General features: G+C 51.9%; 14 protein-coding genes, 3 tRNA genes and 1 pseudogene. 10 read left to right on the top strand and 8 right to left on the bottom strand.

Annotated elements, in window-relative coordinates; translation table 11 throughout:
* Positions 1 to 25 precede the first annotated feature (25 nt).
* The 4 genes from fecA to OGY83_RS07370 all read right to left on the bottom strand — a co-directional run bounded on the left by fecA (position 26) and on the right by OGY83_RS07370 (position 5112).
* Positions 26 to 2350: a TonB-dependent Fe(3+) dicitrate receptor FecA gene (gene fecA, locus OGY83_RS07385; RefSeq protein ID WP_286635597.1), complete on the bottom strand. Its 2325-nt coding sequence runs from the start codon at positions 2348 to 2350 to the stop codon at positions 26 to 28.
* Positions 2351 to 2436: 86 nt separating this feature from the next.
* Positions 2437 to 3390 (bottom strand): ferric citrate uptake sigma factor regulator FecR, encoded by a 954-nt coding sequence (gene fecR, locus OGY83_RS07380; RefSeq protein WP_286635596.1) that lies wholly within the window; start codon positions 3388 to 3390, stop codon positions 2437 to 2439.
* Complete coding sequence (gene fecI, locus OGY83_RS07375) at positions 3387 to 3908, bottom strand: ferric citrate uptake sigma factor FecI (RefSeq protein ID WP_008784388.1); 522 nt, start codon at positions 3906 to 3908, stop codon at positions 3387 to 3389. The genes fecR and fecI overlap by 4 nt, the downstream gene beginning before the upstream one ends.
* 220 nt (positions 3909 to 4128) lie before the next feature.
* Complete coding sequence (locus tag OGY83_RS07370; RefSeq protein ID WP_286635595.1) at positions 4129 to 5112, bottom strand: alpha/beta hydrolase; 984 nt, start codon at positions 5110 to 5112, stop codon at positions 4129 to 4131.
* A gap of 194 nt (positions 5113 to 5306) precedes the next feature.
* Between OGY83_RS07370 and OGY83_RS07365 the strand changes: the two genes are divergently transcribed.
* The 3 genes and pseudogenes from OGY83_RS07365 to OGY83_RS07355 form a co-directional block, all read left to right on the top strand.
* Positions 5307 to 5606 carry a hypothetical protein gene (locus OGY83_RS07365; RefSeq protein WP_286635594.1) on the top strand — a complete coding sequence of 100 codons (300 nt, stop codon included), beginning with the start codon at positions 5307 to 5309 and terminating at the stop codon, positions 5604 to 5606.
* Between the two features lie 196 nt (positions 5607 to 5802).
* Positions 5803 to 6819, top strand: a complete 1017-nt coding sequence (locus OGY83_RS07360) for a hypothetical protein (RefSeq protein WP_286635593.1) — start codon at positions 5803 to 5805, stop codon at positions 6817 to 6819.
* A gap of 314 nt (positions 6820 to 7133) precedes the next feature.
* Positions 7134 to 7349: pseudogene (locus OGY83_RS07355) on the top strand (type II toxin-antitoxin system PemK/MazF family toxin); the annotation flags it as partial.
* A gap of 72 nt (positions 7350 to 7421) precedes the next feature.
* On the opposite strand, the gene OGY83_RS07350 reads toward OGY83_RS07355, so the two are convergent.
* Positions 7422 to 7497 (bottom strand) — tRNA-Asn (locus OGY83_RS07350).
* Between the two features lie 326 nt (positions 7498 to 7823).
* On the opposite strand from OGY83_RS07350, the gene nac reads away from it, so the two are divergent.
* Both nac and cbl read left to right on the top strand, forming a co-directional pair.
* Positions 7824 to 8741 (top strand): nitrogen assimilation transcriptional regulator NAC, encoded by a 918-nt coding sequence (gene nac, locus OGY83_RS07345; RefSeq protein ID WP_079937940.1) that lies wholly within the window; start codon positions 7824 to 7826, stop codon positions 8739 to 8741.
* Between the two features lie 101 nt (positions 8742 to 8842).
* Positions 8843 to 9793 carry an HTH-type transcriptional regulator Cbl gene (cbl, locus tag OGY83_RS07340; RefSeq protein WP_048214440.1) on the top strand — a complete coding sequence of 317 codons (951 nt, stop codon included), beginning with the start codon at positions 8843 to 8845 and terminating at the stop codon, positions 9791 to 9793.
* Positions 9794 to 10411: 618 nt separating this feature from the next.
* Here cbl and OGY83_RS07335 read toward each other — a convergent pair.
* Positions 10412 to 10487, bottom strand: a tRNA-Asn gene (locus OGY83_RS07335).
* Between the two features lie 99 nt (positions 10488 to 10586).
* Positions 10587 to 12074: an EmmdR/YeeO family multidrug/toxin efflux MATE transporter gene (locus OGY83_RS07330; RefSeq protein ID WP_123266936.1), complete on the bottom strand. Its 1488-nt coding sequence runs from the start codon at positions 12072 to 12074 to the stop codon at positions 10587 to 10589.
* Positions 12075 to 12234: 160 nt separating this feature from the next.
* Between OGY83_RS07330 and OGY83_RS07325 the strand changes: the two genes are divergently transcribed.
* Positions 12235 to 12310: transfer RNA gene (locus OGY83_RS07325), tRNA-Asn, on the top strand.
* A gap of 96 nt (positions 12311 to 12406) precedes the next feature.
* Here OGY83_RS07325 and fhuE read toward each other — a convergent pair.
* Complete coding sequence (gene fhuE / locus OGY83_RS07320) at positions 12407 to 14593, bottom strand: ferric-rhodotorulic acid/ferric-coprogen receptor FhuE (protein ID WP_194211974.1); 2187 nt, start codon at positions 14591 to 14593, stop codon at positions 12407 to 12409.
* Between the two features lie 349 nt (positions 14594 to 14942).
* Here fhuE and hinT point away from each other — a divergent pair, with 349 nt between their 5' ends.
* The 4 genes from hinT to thiK are packed head-to-tail and all read left to right on the top strand — an operon-like array spanning position 14943 to position 17139.
* The gene (gene hinT, locus OGY83_RS07315) at positions 14943 to 15302 is read left to right on the top strand and encodes a purine nucleoside phosphoramidase (RefSeq protein WP_003030826.1); all 360 of its coding nucleotides are present in this window, start codon (positions 14943 to 14945) and stop codon (positions 15300 to 15302) included.
* Positions 15303 to 15304: 2 nt separating this feature from the next.
* A complete protein-coding gene (locus tag OGY83_RS07310; RefSeq protein WP_003832254.1) occupies positions 15305 to 15679 on the top strand; it encodes a YcfL family putative periplasmic lipoprotein in 375 nt (124 codons plus the stop codon).
* Between the two features lie 13 nt (positions 15680 to 15692).
* Complete coding sequence (gene lpoB / locus OGY83_RS07305) at positions 15693 to 16334, top strand: penicillin-binding protein activator LpoB (RefSeq protein ID WP_003832255.1); 642 nt, start codon at positions 15693 to 15695, stop codon at positions 16332 to 16334.
* Entirely contained in the window at positions 16315 to 17139 is an 825-nt protein-coding gene (gene thiK, locus OGY83_RS07300; RefSeq protein WP_286635592.1) for a thiamine kinase, read from the top strand. The genes lpoB and thiK overlap by 20 nt, the downstream gene beginning before the upstream one ends.
* Positions 17140 to 17141: the final 2 nt, after the last annotated feature.

Here is a 17141-nt window from a genome sequence, read left to right as displayed (position 1 = left end):
AGCATGCAGGCCGGGTAAACGGGGTTTAGAACTTCAACGAACCCTGCATATACAGCGTGCGCGGCTGGCCTGCGTAGATGCCTTTGTTGTTGTCGTCGTAAGAGCGGGTGAAATACTCTTGGTCGAAGATATTTTTCACGCCGAACGCCAGGTTCAGATCTGCCATCTGCGGGCCAAAGTCATAAGCTACGCGTGCCCCCCAGAGCATAAAGCCAGGAATTCGACCGGTACTGCCGTCAGCGCTCTCTTTAACGGTGTTGGCGTTATCCGCAAACTGGCTGGACTGGAAATCGCTGTTCAGGTTGAAGGTCCAGCTACCCGGCTTATAGTCCACGCCCAACGTGCCTTTGTGTTTCGGTGAGAACGGCACCTGATTGCCATAGGTATCGCCTTTCTCGCGAATCTCAGCGTTTACATACGCATAGCTTGCGTAGACTGAAACGTTGTCGAGCGTTGGCGTCAATGTGCCGAGATCATAGCGAGCCTGAGTTTCCAGTCCGGTATGGCGCGTTTTACCGCGTGCGGTAACGGTGTCGTTGGTTTGGTTAGAATCGTACTGATTATTAAAGTTAATCAGGAACAGCCCCATTTCCGCCGTCAGCGCGCCATCGTCGTATCGGGTTCCGAGCTCCCAGGTTCGCGCTTTTTCCGGTTCCACATTGCCGCTTTGCACAGCCTTGCCAATTTGGCTGTACTGTACGGTGCCGAATGAGCCTTCAGTGTTTGCATAAAGATTCCAGCTGTCAGTCAGGTGATAGAGCACGTTTATCGCCGGAAGTGGGGCGTTGTAGCTCACTTCCTCATGTGTGCCTTTGATGGCGTTGTTCTGGTATGACTCGATATGTTCAAAGCGCATACCCGGTGTGACAGTCCAGTTGCCAATGTCGATTTTGTCATCCAGATACCAGGCGTGCGCTTCGGTACCGGAACGAGTGTCGCGATCGTAAGGGCTGGTGCTGGACGGCAGTTGTCCGCTGCTGGTGGCGGTGTAGTAACGCATTTCATGCGTCGACTCGCTCACATAGCGGTATCCCACGCCCACTTCGTGCGCGGAAGGACCCACCATAAAGCTCTGGCTGTAGCGTGGTTCAATGCCGCGAACCCAGTAGTTGCGCGGTGAAAGGGTGAGGCGTTTGCCCTGTTCCAGGTAGCCGCTGCGCAGCGTTTCAGTGTAGAAGCCCTGAATATTGAATTTATGCTGGCTGTCCGGCTGGAACTGATAGCCGAGGCTTGCAAGCTTGCGGCGCCCCCAGAAGCGATCGTAAGGGCGCGTGGATTGCCAGCGGTCGGCGTTGTAATCCGCGCGAGACAGGCCGCCGGGCATGTCGGCTTCACCGTCGTAGTATTGCAACAGGCTGTTGAAGGTATGCACTTCGTTTGGCGCATATTTGCTTTTCAGCATCAGGTCGTCGATGCGGGTCGCGCTGTGTTCGCGCCAGTCGCTTCCACGAGTGCCGGAGTAAAGCAGGGCGGTACCAAAACCGTTATCCGCCGTGCCGCCCACCATCAGGTTGTGTGTTTCTTTTGGGCTATTTTGTGAAGATGTTGGGCTAAGTTGGCCTTCCACGCCGGCTTTGATGCTGAAGTCTTGCGGAATAGCGCGGGTAACAAAGTTCACCACGCCGCCCACGCTCTGTGGCCCGTAACGCACCGCGCCACCGCCGCGAACCACATCGATGGCGTCCATATTTCCGAGTGAGACGGGTGCCAGTGAAAGCTGCGGCTGGCCGTAAGGGGCAAACGGCACGGGAATACCGTCCATCAGCACCGTTGAACGGCTGGCCAGGCGCGGATTCAGGCCGCGAATACCAAAGTTCATTGCCAGATCGTGGCTACCGGTGCCGTTGTTTTCTGGGGCGGTAACGCCAGGAATGCGGTTCAGTACCTCGCGCATGGATGTTGCGCCTGTTTTGGCGAAATCCTCGCGGCGGATAACGTCACGTGCGCCAGCATGTTCGAATACGTCGTTTTCGCGCGCATCCCCCAGCCAGTCACCCACCACGGTCAGGGCATCTTCTTGCGGTGTTGGTGCGGACTCCAGTGTCCAGCTGTTATTACCCAGCGGTTTCACCTGCAGGCCGCTGCCGTTCAGCAGGTGTTGCAGACCGGTTTCGACGTCGTAGTCACCGTGAAGACCGTTACTCTGTTTGCCGCGCGTCAGGCTGGCGTCAACCGACAGGGTAATTCCGCTGAGCGCGGCATACTGATTAAGGGCTTTGTCGAGCGAACCCGGTGCGATATCAACCTGTGCTGCGAAGGCGGATAACGACAACCCGGCCAGCGGCAGCAGGCTCAGGCGAACGGCGTTAACCAAAGGTGTTGTTTTGCGAAAAACGCGTAAAGGCGTCATACCTTCTCCATCATCATTTTTGTTGTGTTCATCTATGAGTCGAATGAGAAGGGGAAAAAGGACAATCGAAATGAGAATTATTTTTCTTACAATGCAGAAATATTTACCCAGTATCGCGTAACTGACTGAATTTTCACTGGAAGAGTCTTGGCGATAATATCCAGGATTGCATCGGTATTCTTCAGCGGGAAAGTGCCACTCAGGCGTAACCCGGCCACCGCCGGATCGCAGCGCAGCACGCCGTTGCGATAACGGCTCAGCGTGGCAATCACGTCACCCAAAGGTTTATCGCTGAAGCTCAGAATCCCCTGCGTCCAGGCGGCGCTTTCATCATCCGCTGAGGCTATTGCACCAAATTCAGACGCGCTAAACTGCAGGCTCTCGCCAGCGCTGACGATGCGTTTTTCCTGCGGACGGTTTGCGAGTAAAACTTCAACAGCGTGTTGTTGAACGACAACGCGTGTGACGTTGTCCTGCTGGTAGACGGTAAATTCTGTGCCTAATGCGGTGAGCTGGCCCTGGCGGGTCACAACGCGGAAAGGTCTCTGCTGCGCGTCTTTTGCAGTAGTAATAGCAATTTCGCCGTACCAGAGATGGACAGCGCGTTGACGCGTATCAAAACGAACGTCCGCGGCGCTTTGTGTGTTGAGCGTCAGCAGCGAGCCATCTTCCAGCCGCTGATGGCTGACCGCGCCTTTGGCGGTGCGGTAATCCGCGCGCAGACCTTCACCGGCTTCAGATTGCCAGAGCTGCCAGCCGCCGCCCACGCCGAGCAGCAGCAGTAGCCCTTTCATGACATGACGACGGGTAAGGCGCGTATCGTGCAGCGCCCGGCTGGCGACATCACCCGGTACGCGGCTGAGCTGGCTGCGCAGATTTTCAACCTGTTGCCAGGCCCACTGATGATCTTTGTCCTCTTCGTACCATTGTTGCCAGCGCGCCTCCTGCTGTGGGCTGACACGTTCGCCGCTCAATACAGCATACCAGTGTGATGCCGAGCGCAATGCATGGCGGCGAGAATCGGTGATAAAGGCATTCACAGGCCGTGCTCCAGACGAAACAGCAGACAATGCTCGATAGCCTTTGCCATATATTTTTTCACCGAGCTGACGGAGATACCGAGCTTCAGCGCGATCTCGCTGTATGTCAGACCATCCAGTTGCGAAAGCAGAAACGCTTCGCGTGTTTTTCCGTTCAGCCCGTCAAGCATGCTGTCGATGAGTTGCAGGGTTTCGAGCTGGCTCTCGCGTTCCTCGGGCGAAGGCGCGAGCGCCTCTGGCATAAGCGCCAGCATCTCCAGATAGGCTTTTTCCAGCGCGTTTCGACGAAACAGGTCGACCATCACCCGTTTAGCGAGAGTGCACAGAAAGGAGCGCGGATCGCGGATCGTCGAGAGCGAGTCGCTGCCCATTACCCGTAGAAAAGTGTCCTGGGCAATGTCATCTGCATCAAAGGCGGACTGGAGTTTGCGCGTCAGCCAGCTTTTCAGCCAGCCGTGATGTGCGCCATAAAGCGACTCGAGCGTAAAGGAAGCAGTGGTAGTGGCGTGGTCAGACATGCGGAATGTATCAAAAGTTAATTATCACGCGATCATAGTAATATGAGAATGGTTATCATTACAATTGGAAATATAATTGTATTACGTTGAACTTCTTAATGCGTTGTTATTTATAAAAATGTTCTGAGGTGGATATCGGAAGGGGAAGAGGGAGTCTGCTTCTGGCATGTGACGGTTGGAATGACATCTGACCATGCCTGCTGTGAGCGTGGAGCAGCTGTTACTTTTCGGGAAAAGGTGAGTTGCGGATCAGGAAATGCTCAATCGAGTCGATTAAACCGGGAGCTAAAAGGAGCGCGGGTTCAGCGTATGTTGCGATATTCGCTTTGCGATCGTCCGAAGTCACCTCTTTCATAACATGGTTCATATTGGGCAGTACAACCAGGGACGCTTGAGGATTCGCGGCCTTAAGCAGTCTTGCATCAGTTTCTTCCACCTGGAGGTCGCGTTGCCCTTGTAGCACTAACACGGGTTTGGAGATACTCGAAATGAGATGACCCGGATTATATGAAAACGCATTGATCAAAAACCCCTGAACCGCAGGATTAAAGAGACTTTGTAGTGCTGGGTGCATATTCGTAATATCGACTCGCCGCCGATTCTCCAGGGCATCAATTATCGGCAGTGCCTGCTTTAATAGCATTTCGTTTTCCGGATTAGCGTTAAGTTGCCCCCTCAACACCTCGCCCATCGGTCTCCCGGGCGTTGCGATAAGAACCACGCCGCACACATCCTCTTCTTGAGCCGAGGCAAGTGCGACTACGCCCCCTTCGCTGTGTCCTAAAACCCAAATACAGGGAGTGTGCATGTGACGTCTAAGCACGTCTACCCAGGATCGAACGTCGTCAACATAGTCAGCAATCGTCACCGCGTTGGCATCCTCTACGGCCATTGCGCTAGCGAACATTCCACGTTTGTCGATACGAAGCGTCGCAAAGCCTTTAGCCGCCAGGCCTTCAGCAAGAAGTCGGTAAGGCGATGCATTCACTCCAAGCGGGTTGTTTCCATCCCGATCGGTCGGCCCTGAGCCAGGAACGATAAGAACAACGGCTGTTGGTTTTGAATTCGGGGTGAGTAACGTGCCTTTTAAAGGCCCTTTTGGTCCAGCGGCATCCAGGACAGTTTCGGAAAAGGTCACTGCTACTGCCGCCAGACTCACAAATGGGCAGGTGCCCAAAAGGGCAATTGAGGCGGCAATATTCATCGGAGATGTTCCTGTAAAATTCAGCGTACCCGTCAATTTATATTATAAATATGGCCTGCTCTCCATTGATTAATACATCAGCGGCGATAGAAAAGTCCGCTGTGAGCGAGGAGCGGACATTCTTGTACAAAGCATGACGTCGGATTACAGTGAGATCATTGATTGATAAGTGAGTTGAATCAGAATAGTAGCCAATGAATCAAAAACTTCGCAAACGTAACCAAGACTGGATATCAAGGCAATTGCAACGTGTGCAAAAAGAGGAAATGCCGTTAAGTTTCTTTATTAACTTTCCCTCAATACGAGCGACTGCTTGTAATGGTGAGCGCCTTAAACGGCGTGATCGTCTCAAGCCGGACTGGAGTCGCGCATTGTTTCATCAGGGTTGGGGAGAAGTGCCGATTGTTGGGCCAAAAGGTACAGTTTACTGGTTTGAGGGATTTGATAAGGAACAGTTGCCTGTTGAATGGGTGAAGCTGTGGAAAGATGCCTGAATGTATTGGTTTTGATTTGATCTCACAGTGCAACACACAATCAACTCTTATAGTCTGCTGTGAGCGAAGAACGGACAGTTACACTCATCACCAACGCCATTAGCCTCATCACGAGTATAAAGCTGTATTAATCAATGGGGAGCAGGTTAATGCGGGGTTTTCGACTTATGGATTTGATACAGGTGTCAAAATTAAAATGAGCAGTGTAAAGATAGAGAAGTACATTAGGTATAGTTTTGCGCTTGTGGCGATAGTTGCCATACTCATAACTACTTTCACAACCCCCAATCCAACATCTTATCAATATACAGTTTACCGAATAGTTCTGGCTCTAGCTGCTGGATGTATTGGTGCAGTTCTGCCTGGTCTCCTGGAAGTAAAATTTAAAGGATGGTTAAGAGCATCTGGCGCAGCGGCGATCTTCGCTATAGTGTATTTCAAAAGCCCAGATTTGCTTCAACAAAATCCTGAATCTGCAAGTACACCTGTACCACCTACCGTGATTGATACATATGCAGTTAATAGTTCCAATCGCGATAGATACCTCGAATTATTTCGAACAGGACAGTTCGGTCAGCGGGACAAGCTGCGCATCGGTTGTGTTGAGTGGAGCGAATCATCGTGCGTGGCTGCTGGTAATTTTTTACGATTGTTAAGTGAAGCTGGCTGGGAAATCGATTCGGACACTGTAGTCACAATGCAACCATCCTTGCCAGTTGAGGGTGTATCGATTGTAAGCCGTGGCGATGATCTGGTCGGTTTGCCGAAAGTACCACCCCACATGGGCCGTTGGAGTCGATCAGACATTAGCTATGAAATTTTGACGGCGGCATTTAAATTGATGGGAGTCCCGGTTTATTTTTCCAGTGACCCAACATTACAACCAGGTACTACCGGAGTGTACTTTGGACCGAAACCGAAACTGGATGTGCCAATCAAGCAAAAAGATGAGAATGTACGACGTGAGCTTCTCCACTACGTCGGTTTGGGAATGGCTATTCAGCGAGCCTGCTCTCAGCAGTCCGTCGAACTTTGCACGGGTGAACTCTTTTCCTGGGAAACGTCTGTATCTTCGTTTCTAAGTCAGCAGCGATTCAACTCCGATGCCGTAAACAGATGGCTTGCCTTGCCGCAGGCTAATGCGGCTTCGGCAACTGCAGACATGAAAATAAAGTTAGGTATGTTGATGCCATTTGTACTGGGCATAGAATAACTATACCTCATGTGAGGATGAATGTGCGTCTAGTGGGCCGCCTAGCAGTTAGCGCTATCTGTTTGCGTAAGCCTGCGGAATCCAACTGGTGTTCTACGATGCGTTGTTTGGCGAAGAGTCAGTGTTGAAGCATTGGTATTAGACAACTAAAGCCACAATTTTCTCGTGCGTCGAAAATGTAGACGCCTATTGTGTAGCGCTAAGGCGATATTCAAACGCTCACACTTGCCAAGCCACTAAGGTCTGTTCTTGGCACAGAACGGACGTTCTGGGTGAGTTTAAAGTCTGCTGTGAGCGAGAATCGGATATCTCAACCCATTGTGGTTCCTGTCACCAGTGACGGAAACTTTGCTCGTGCTGCTGGTTTTAGCGTTTAACTGGATGATGCGGGCACTAAAACGACGGGGGTTATTCGCCGTGACCAGCCCAGAATTATTGATATGGAAGCCCGTAACGGCAAGTGCCAGGAACAAATACCTGCGGCTATTAAGAATGAAGTGTTGGCCAGACTGGAGCTCATTCTGAGCTGACGCTTTAGATGTGGAAGGCAAACTCAGAAAAGCAAAAAGCCTGCTTAGTTTCCTAAGCAGGCTTCTTAAATATGGCTCCTCTGACTGGACTCGAACCAGTGACATACGGATTAACAGTCCGCCGTTCTACCGACTGAACTACAGAGGAATCGTTTGAACGAGGCGCATATTAGCGAGGGTGGTGAGGCTTGTCAAAGGGGTAAATACATTTGTGTGTTCGTTTGCTGACAAAATCAGCAAAGCGGCGATCTTTCCGTCTTTTTATGCTTTTGCCCCATTCTGGTGCGTGTCTACCTCTTCCAGGGCAGCCTGAATGAGATACTTAGGTGTGCAGAATGATCTTCCTTCGCTTTTACTCCTGACTTTACGCGGTTTTAACCGTAAAACACCATTTTAGACGAAAGTGGCAAGCATCTTGCAATCCTGAATTCAATGACTGCCAGCACGGGTTCTGGTATTCCGACAGGAGGCAAAATGAACTTCAGACGACTGAAATATTTCGTGAAAATCGTCGATATTGGTAGCCTGACCCAGGCAGCGGAAGTGTTGCACATTGCGCAACCCGCGCTGAGCCAGCAGGTCGCTACGCTGGAGGGTGAGCTGGATCAGCAATTGCTGATTCGTACCAAGCGTGGCGTCACGCCGACGGAAGCAGGAAAAGTGTTATATACCCACGCCCGGACGATTTTACGTCAGTGTGAACAGGCGCAACTTGCGGTTAATAACGTGGGCCAGACTTTGAGTGGCCAGGTCTCTATCGGCCTTGCGCCGGGGACAGCAGCGTCATCCATTACCATGCCGTTATTACAGACGCTACGTGCTGAACTGCCTGATGTGCTGGTCTATTTGCATGAAAACAGTGGGGCAGTACTGAATGACAAGCTGCTCAGCGGGCAATTAGATATGGCAGTGCTCTATGAGCGTTCACCCGTGGCGGGCATCAGCAGTCTACCGTTGCTTAAAGAGGATCTGTACCTGGTCGGCACGCGTGAGTGCCCTGGGCAAAGCGTCGATTTAGCCGCGGTGGCGCAGATGAATTTGTTTTTGCCACGGGATTACAGCGCGGTTCGCCTGCGCGTGGATGAAGCTTTTTCGCTACGTCGCTTAACGGCTAAAGTGATTGGCGAAATTGAGTCTATCTCCACCCTAACTGCCGCCATTGCCAGTGGTATGGGCGTCACAGTGTTACCTGAGTCGGCCGCCCGTTCATTATGCAATGCGGCGAACGGCTGGATGGCGCGCATCACAACACCATCGATGAATCTGCCATTATCGTTGAACGTATCAGCCAGAGGGAGCTTATCGCCCCAGGCGCAGGCCGTGAAGGAGATCCTGTTGTCGCTGGTTAGCCGTCCGGCGCTGGAAAATCGTGAACTGCAGCTGGTCAGCTAAACCTTATTCCCACAAGGAATAAGATGCAGGTTTTTATTATTTGTTATGCCGGGCATCAGACTTTAACAATAGCGTAATGTCTGATGTGCCCGGAGCGAAACGTGAATTTCCAGCAACTTAAAATAATCCGCGAGGCGGCCCGCCAGGATTACAACCTGACAGAGGTCGCGAATATACTGTACACCTCGCAGTCGGGCGTCAGCCGACACATTCGCGAACTTGAAGATGAACTTGGCATTGAGATTTTTATCCGTCGCGGTAAACGCCTGTTGGGCATGACTGAACCGGGTAAAGCCTTGCTGGTTATCGCCGAGCGTATTCTGAATGAGGCCAGCAATGTTCGTCGACTGGCGGATCTGTTTACCAATGACACCTCCGGCGTTCTGACGATTGCCACCACGCATACCCAGGCACGCTATAGCCTGCCAGCAGTGATAAAAGCCTTTCGCGAGCTGTTCCCTGAGGTGCGTCTGGAACTTATTCAGGGTACGCCACAGGAGATTGATGTCCTGCTACAAAATGGCGGGGCAGATATCGGAATTGCCAGTGAGCGGCTGAGCAGCGATCCATTGTTGGTGGCTTTTCCCTGGTTTCGTTGGCACCACAGCCTGCTTGTTCCTCACGACCATCCATTAGTGAAGGCTTCTCCGCTCACGCTGGAGTCCATCGCGCACTGGCCGTTAATTACCTATCGTCAGGGGATTACGGGGCGTTCCCGCATCGATGAGGCGTTTGCTCGCAAAGGGCTGATACCGGATATTATTCTCAGCGCCCAGGACTCGGATGTGATTAAAACTTACGTGTCGCTGGGGTTGGGGATTGGGCTGGTGGCAGAGCAATCCAGCGGCGAGCAGGAAGAGGGGACCTTAACCCGTCTGGATACCCGGCATTTATTTGATGCAAATACCGTCTGGCTGGGGCTTAAACGCGGACAGCTGCAGCGCAACTACGTCTGGCGATTCATCGAGCTATGCAATGCAGGGTTATCCGTCGATGAAATTAAACGCCAGGCGATGGAGCCAGATGAAGCGGTGATTGATTATCAGATTTAACTACAAAAGCCCGTGAGCATACGGGCTTCTCTGACGTCGCTGAATGGCGAATAGAACGCTGCGTTACCTCAATGTCTCCAGCTTCAGATCCTGCGTCGGCACCCGCGACAATATCGAACAAGACACCGCTCGTCCCGAATCCGTATAAATAAACTGAAATCCATTTCTCACTGAAAGAACATCTCGATTGGTAAACGTATAGAATTTATTACTCTGACTACGCCGGGCATCGGAAATATAAAAACTATTGTTTTCCCACAGCACGCTAACGTGCTGGAACAGATGAAATGTCACCTCCGCCCAGCCTCTGTCAGGGCAACGTAGCGTGACTCTCTCGCCGGCTATAGTACTTAGTGGAATTACTAATAAAGCGGTTAGCGCAGCTTTCAGCAGTATCGGCATGGGCAATTATGGGTCTCATTCTGATGTCGTTGCACGATAAGGTACTTAACTCTGACGTTAACGAATTGGATCATAGAGACATTTTGCATAAGCAGACGGACATTCTCCCGTCGCCAGTATGGAAAAGCCTGGGTATGGAGTGAAGCGCTCTACCCGGCAAATGGGATCGCAGAAAAGCAAAAAGCCCGCTTAGTTTCCTAAGCAGGCTTCTTAAATTGGCTCCTCTGACTGGACTCGAACCAGTGACATACGGATTAACAGTCCGCCGTTCTACCGACTGAACTACAGAGGAATCGTTTGAACGAGGCGAATATTAGCGATGCCGCTCAGCGTTGTCAAAGCCTGAATGGATAAATGCGATCGTTTGCTGAAATATTCCCCATTTCGCCGATTATTCAGACGCAACCGGCTGTTTTATACACTTTTCGCGTTCGGGGCGCGGGTATTTCCACAACCAGCGGCCGGTGACCATACGCCAGTAAAATAACGCGGCGCGTACGGCCCAGTCGAAGAACATACCTAACCAAACGCCGACAACGCCCCATCCTAATACGATACCCAGGGTGTAACCTGCGACTACGCGGCAGCCCCACATGCCCAGCATCGATACCCACATAGCAAAACGTGCATCTCGCGCACCTTTAAAACCCGCTGGTAACACCCAGGATGCAGCCCATATCGGCATAAATGCTGCGTTGAGCCAAATCAGGATGACTATGACCTCTTTTACATCCTGATCGTGGGTATAAAATGAGGCCATCACTCCGGCGAAAGGAGCGGTTAGCCAGGCAATTGCCGTCAGGCCGATCGTCGACAGCCAGAATACATGCCGTAGCTGGATTTCAGCCTGGGCAATCTGACCATTTCCCAGACGCCTGCCGGTAATGATTGTCGACGCGGAACCTAAAGCATTCCCTGGTAGGTTGATAAGCGCGGCGATAGAAAATGCAATAAAGTTCCCGGCGATAACGCTGGTTCCCATGCCTGAAACAAACATCTGCGTCAAAAGTTTGCCGCCATTGAACAGCACTGACTCGATACTTGCCGGAATGCCGATCCCCATCACCTCCCAGATAATGGCGAGATTGAGCGGCTTAAAATAGCTTTTGAAGGGAATTCGCAGCGCGGGGTTAAAACCAATCATCAGTACCCAGATGATGGCAATCGCCCCGATGTAGCGCGAAATGGTCAGTCCCAGGCCTGCACCCACAAATCCCAGACCTTGCCAGGAAAAGATCCCGTAAATGAGGATGCTACTGATGATGATATTCAGAATGTTCATGCCGCCGTTAATCAACAACGGTATTTTTGTATTTCCGGCTCCACGTAGTGCGCCGCTGCCGATCAGCGCAATGGCTGCTGCCGGGTAGCTGAGCACCGTCAGCTCCAGATAGGTAAGTGCCAAAGCTTTAACGTCTGGCGTTGCTTCACCTGCGACAACGTCAATAATCTGTTGACCAAAATAGTGAATGACCGCTGCCAGCACGATAGCAAAAATTGTCATGATCACCAGCGATTGTCTGGCCGCGGCTCTGGCCCGTCGACGATCTCGTTTCCCGAGGCTAAATGCTACAACCACGGTGGTACCCAGATCGATGGCGGCGAAAAATGCCATGATGACCATATTAAAACTGTCGGCGAGTCCGACACCGGCCATCGCTTCTTTTCCCAACCAGCTTACCAGGAAGGTACTCAGAACACCCATCAATAGCACACAGGTGTTTTCCAGAAAAATGGGGACAGCCAGCGGAGTGATTTCGCGCCAAAAGAGAACCTTATAACTCTTGCGTTTGGCATACCAGGGCGTGCGGGAAGCGACCTGGCGTAAGGCAGCGGAGACGTTCAAAGTGGACCTTAACGAAGAAAGTTGAAACCTCATTTCAAATGATGAGGGAGAATCAAAAAAGCTGCAAAGTTTTTTCTATTTAAAATGTCTGTAAATGCAACAAAGTGTCGAGAGAAGCATCAATTGATTCGCATTCGAGGAAATGGGGTTTGACAAAAATTTTTTCGCCGCTAAGATAAGCCTCCACAACGATTCCTCTGTAGTTCAGTCGGTAGAACGGCGGACTGTTAATCCGTATGTCACTGGTTCGAGTCCAGTCAGAGGAGCCATATTTAAGAAGCCTGCTTAGGAAACTAAGCAGGCTTTTTGCTTTTTTAGACCAGTGCATCCACCTGACGGGCAGGTGGAGCGCGATGTGTTTCGAATCAGAACTGATAGCTGGCAGTAATGCTGACGTTGCGCGGCTCACCATAAACGATAGAACCGTCGATATTCGTGTCGTAGGTTTTATCGAACAGGTTATTAAGGTTACCCTGCACTGAGAAGTTTTTTGTTACCTGGTAGCGGGTGAACAAATCTACCAGGGCGTAGCTTCCCTGTTCCGCGCGGAATGTGCCATAAGGCGTGACCGTATCGCTGTAAACACGATTCTGCCAATTAACTCCACCGCCGACGGTCAGTTCCGGCATGGCTGGCAGGCGATAACGGGTAAACAGTTTTACCGTGGTCCGTGGCAGGTTCGGGTTTACCGCATTGCCTTCGTTGTCTTCAGCAACATAGCGCGTCGCGCCAAACGTCATCTGCCAGTTATCGGTGATCGCACCGTTGATCTCGAATTCGACCCCTTTGCTGACCGTACCATCCATCGCTTTAAAGGCCGTGTCGCCATTGCTACCAGCGATTGGCACGCCGGTTGATTGCGCTACGTTATCCTGTTCAATGCGGAACACCGCGAGCGTGGTGGTTAAACGGCTGTTCATCCAGTCGGACTTCAGGCCAAGCTCATAGTTGTTGCCGGTAATCGGAGAGAGATATTTACCGGAACTGTCGCGCTTGTTCTGCGGCTGGAAGATTGAGGTATAGCTGGCGTAGGTAGACCAGTTATCGTCAATGTCATATACCAGACCCGCATACGGCGTGGTGTGGTTTTGCTCCATGCTGTAGGTCAGGGTGTCGATACGCCAGTTGGTATAACGCGCGCCGACAATCAAATGCAGTGGGTCGGCCAGCGAAATACGCGTTGCGGCGTACAGCGATTTCATGTGCGTGGTATCGTCCTGAGCCAATGACTGCGGGTTCCAGTTGGTTTCCGGGAAGTTACCATCGTAGGTATAGAAGCTGCCGATTTCGTTGGGGAAAACGTTCGCCCACGAGCTTTCATAACGGTTATTCTGTTTACTGTAGCTACCGCCCAACATCAGATTATGCTGACGACCAAACAGATCATAACCGCCGTCGGCGAATAGATCGACAGCATCCACTTTACGTTTGCCGCTGTTCCAGCCGGTTCCTCCGACGTAGTCATATCCCGGACCATAGTTGCCATATGGGCCAATCAGCGTGCCGTCGGCCTTATTAACATAGGCGTCGACGTACATCATTTTACTGTCGAACTTGACCTCGGAGTGGGTGGCGTTCATGGTCGCCTGCCAGGTATCGGCAAAACGTTGTTTGATGGTGACAAACACTTTGTTGAAGTCTTTATCGTTGTAAGTCCAGTCCGGCGCAGTGCTGCGCGAGCGGTCATAGCTATTTTTACTGCCATCGGTATTCCAGCGCGGCAATCCACCCCAGGTTGGGCTGTTGATATCAATGCGCTGGTATTCATAACCCGCAGACAGGCTGGTGGTGTCGCCCAGATCGGCATCGACAATCCCGGAGAAGAACATTTTTTCGCTATTGTAGCGATCAAGCCAGGAGTCGTTATTCTGGTAACCCGCCACGATGCGACCGCGCACATTGCCGTCTGCCGTGAGCGGGCTTTGTAGATCGGTCACATAGCGTTGTTTATTCCAACTGCCATATTCCGCAGAAACATTACCGGTGAACTCGCGGCTGGTGGCATGCTTACGGATCATGTTAATGGTGGCTGAAGGGTTACCCGTCCCGGTCATTAGCCCGTTAGCGCCACGGACCACTTCGACACGCTCAAAAAGGGCGGTGTCGGAAAGGGCGTCACCGAGATTCCAGCGGGATTCAAAATAGGTTGGGATCCCATCAACCATATAGTTATCAATCTGAAATCCGCGCGAGTAATAGCTGCTGCGATCGGAATCCGCCTGGCTTTTGCTTATCCCCAACGTGTTGTCCATCACATCGCCCAGCGTTTGCAACTGCTGATCTTCCATGCGCTGCTGGCTGACAATGCTGACCGATTGCGGGATATCGCGCTGTGTCATCTGCATTTTTGTGCCAGCGGTCGTCGATTTAACGCTGTAATCCTGCTCCTCACTGGATGCGGCTGGAGCAGAACCCTCCACGATCACTGTCTCTTCAGCAGGGGCTGCGAGGCTGGTGGAAGGTAAAAGCGCTAGCGTGATGCATGCTGCCAGCAAAGAAGGGGCTAGGCCCGGTTGGCGTTGAACATTCCCGTTGAGTGTTGTGAAAGACATCGAAAAGTCCTTGATAATTATTAATATTAAGTTCAAATCACCGGTAGTTGTGATGAACCCTTTGGTTGTAAATTATTAAATGCGCATGTAAATGCAAATGCGAAATATACGCATTAGCACTCAATGTGTAAACAGATGCTACGGCATAAATGAAATATTGTTTCAGTACTATGCTTGAGCAATAGCGCAGGGAAATGGTTATAAGAGCAGCACTGACTGGGGTTTTCGCTTAAAAAATCGAGGGTTAAAGTTGAAAGAGCGTGAGTAACTCGCTCATACTCTATACTCGCAGAGTTACCCGGCGTAGCATGGCAAAACGCTTGGGCTGTTAATGAAAAAGGAAAACGTCGTGGCAGAAGAAACTATATTCAGCAAAATTATTCGTCGTGAGATTCCGTCGGATATCGTATACCAGGATGAACTGGTCACTGCGTTTCGTGATATTTCCCCTCAGGCACCAACGCATATCCTGATCATTCCTAACATCCTGATCCCAACTGTCAACGATGTGACGGCGGAACATGAACAGGCGCTGGGCCGCATGATTACCGTCGCAGCAAAAATCGCCGAGCAGGAAGGCATTGCTGCAGATGGGTACCGTTTAATTATGAACACCAATCGCCACGGGGGGCAGGAGGTGTACCACATTCATATGCACCTGCTGGGTGGACGTGCGCTTGGCCCAATGCTCGCGCATAAAGGTCTGTAAGCATGACCAGAGGATGCATTGCGCTTTCAATGGGCTTGCTGTTGCTGGCGGGTTGTCGAACACATCCTGAAATTCCGGTAAGTGATGAACAGTCGCTGGTGATGGAATCAACGATTCTGGCGGCGGGTATAACAGCAGAACAGCCCACGTTAACCACGTCTGATATTCAGGCCTCGGCATCCTCTCGACTCTATAACGAAAGACAAGAACCCGTTACCGTTCATTATCGGTTTTACTGGTATGACGCCAGAGGGCTGGAAATGCACCCTCTGGAAGCGCCACGCAGTGTGACTGTTCCGGCTCATTCGTCGGTGACGCTGTATGGCAGCGCCAATTATCTGGGGGCGCACAAGGTTAGACTTTATCTTTATTTGTAAGGGGTGAATCTTGATGAACAAAATGAATCGCTACGCACTGATTGCCGCGCTGGCGATGTTTCTCTCTGGCTGTGTGGTGCAACGTGAGCCCGCGCCGGTAGAGGAAGTCAAGCCGGTGCCGGAACAGCCTGCGCAGCCGCAACAGCCGGTGCCGGTTGTGCCAACGGTGCCAACCATACCGCAACAGCCGGGGCCGATTGAGCACGAGGACCAAACGGCGCAGCCGACGCCACGTCAACGTCATTATGACTGGAACGGGGCGATGCAGCCGATGGTCGGCAAAATGCTGCAGGCCGACGGCGTCAAAGCGGGTGGCGTTCTGCTGGTTGATAGCGTGAATAACCGTACCAACGGCTCGTTGAACGCGGGGGAAGCCACCGAGACCTTGCGTAACGCGCTGGCGAATAACGGTAAGTTTACTCTGGTTTCCGCTCAGCAACTGGCCGTCGCCAAGCAGCAGTTAGGTCTGTCGCCAAACGATAGCCTGGGAACACGCAGTAAAGCGATTGGTATCGCCCGTAACGTTGGTGCGCAGTATGTGCTTTATTCCAGCGCATCTGGCAACGTCAATTCGCCTGCGCTGCAAATGCAATTAATGCTGGTACAAACTGGCGAGATAATCTGGTCAGGTAAAGGTGCCGTTCAGCAACAATAATAAACTCACGCGCGGCGAAGTGTTGTCGCGCTATTTCCCGCAGTATCATCCCGTCGCAGCCAGCCAAACCGGTCTGAGCGGCGGGAGCTGCATCATTGAGCATCATTCTCACCGCCTGGTACTGCGTTGTCATCACGACCCTGACGCGCCGGAATCGCATTTCTTACGCCAATATCATGCGTTAAAACGCCTGCCAGAAAGCCTTGCGCCACGTCCTCATTTTTATACGCGTGGGTGGATGGCAGTCGAGTTTTTTCACGGTAAGGTAGAATCCAGATTACCGGACGCCGACGAACTTGCAGGCTTACTGTATCATCTGCATCAGCAACCCCGATTGGGCTGGCGAATCAGCCTGCTGCCGCTACTTGAACAGTACTGGCAGTGTGGCGATCCGGCGCGTCGTACGCCATGCTGGCTGCGCGCGCTGAAGCGGCTAAGGAAACGAGGTGAGCCTCGGCCTCTGCGTCTGGGGCCGCTGCATATGGATGTTCACGGTGACAACATCGTACGTACAGCCTCAGGGCTGCGGCTGATTGACTGGGAATACGCTGGAGACGGTGATATTGCCCTGGAGCTGGCGGCGGTATGGGTCAGCGATGAATCCCAGCACCAACAGCTGGTTAGCACCTACGCCCAACGAGCGCACATTGAGCCAGACGTTTTGTGGCGGCAGGTCAGACAATGGCAACCCTGGATAATGATGCTGAAGGCGGGGTGGTTTGAGTATCGCTGGCGGCAAACCGGTGATCGACAATTTATCAGGCTGGCCGATGAAACCTGGCTGCAGCTAACAATGAAAGGATAAGG

This window comes from Citrobacter sp. Cpo090, from assembly GCF_030332665.1.
In the GTDB taxonomy this organism is placed as follows: domain Bacteria; phylum Pseudomonadota; class Gammaproteobacteria; order Enterobacterales; family Enterobacteriaceae; genus Citrobacter; species Citrobacter portucalensis.
This window is presented reverse-complemented; position numbering and strand designations above follow the sequence as displayed.

Coding starts and splice junctions, on each gene's coding strand:
- fecA (WP_286635597.1), bottom strand. CDS start 2,350: ATGACGCCTTTACGCGTTTTTCGCAAAACAACACCTTTGGTTAACGCC.
- fecI (WP_008784388.1), bottom strand. CDS start 3,908: ATGTCTGACCACGCCACTACCACTGCTTCCTTTACGCTCGAGTCGCTT.
- OGY83_RS07370 (WP_286635595.1), bottom strand. CDS start 5,112: ATGAATATTGCCGCCTCAATTGCCCTTTTGGGCACCTGCCCATTTGTG.
- OGY83_RS07365 (WP_286635594.1), top strand. CDS start 5,307: ATGAATCAAAAACTTCGCAAACGTAACCAAGACTGGATATCAAGGCAA.
- OGY83_RS07360 (WP_286635593.1), top strand. CDS start 5,803: ATGAGCAGTGTAAAGATAGAGAAGTACATTAGGTATAGTTTTGCGCTT.
- nac (WP_079937940.1), top strand. CDS start 7,824: ATGAACTTCAGACGACTGAAATATTTCGTGAAAATCGTCGATATTGGT.
- OGY83_RS07330 (WP_123266936.1), bottom strand. CDS start 12,074: ATGAGGTTTCAACTTTCTTCGTTAAGGTCCACTTTGAACGTCTCCGCT.
- fhuE (WP_194211974.1), bottom strand. CDS start 14,593: ATGTCTTTCACAACACTCAACGGGAATGTTCAACGCCAACCGGGCCTA.
- OGY83_RS07310 (WP_003832254.1), top strand. CDS start 15,305: ATGACCAGAGGATGCATTGCGCTTTCAATGGGCTTGCTGTTGCTGGCG.
- lpoB (WP_003832255.1), top strand. CDS start 15,693: ATGAACAAAATGAATCGCTACGCACTGATTGCCGCGCTGGCGATGTTT.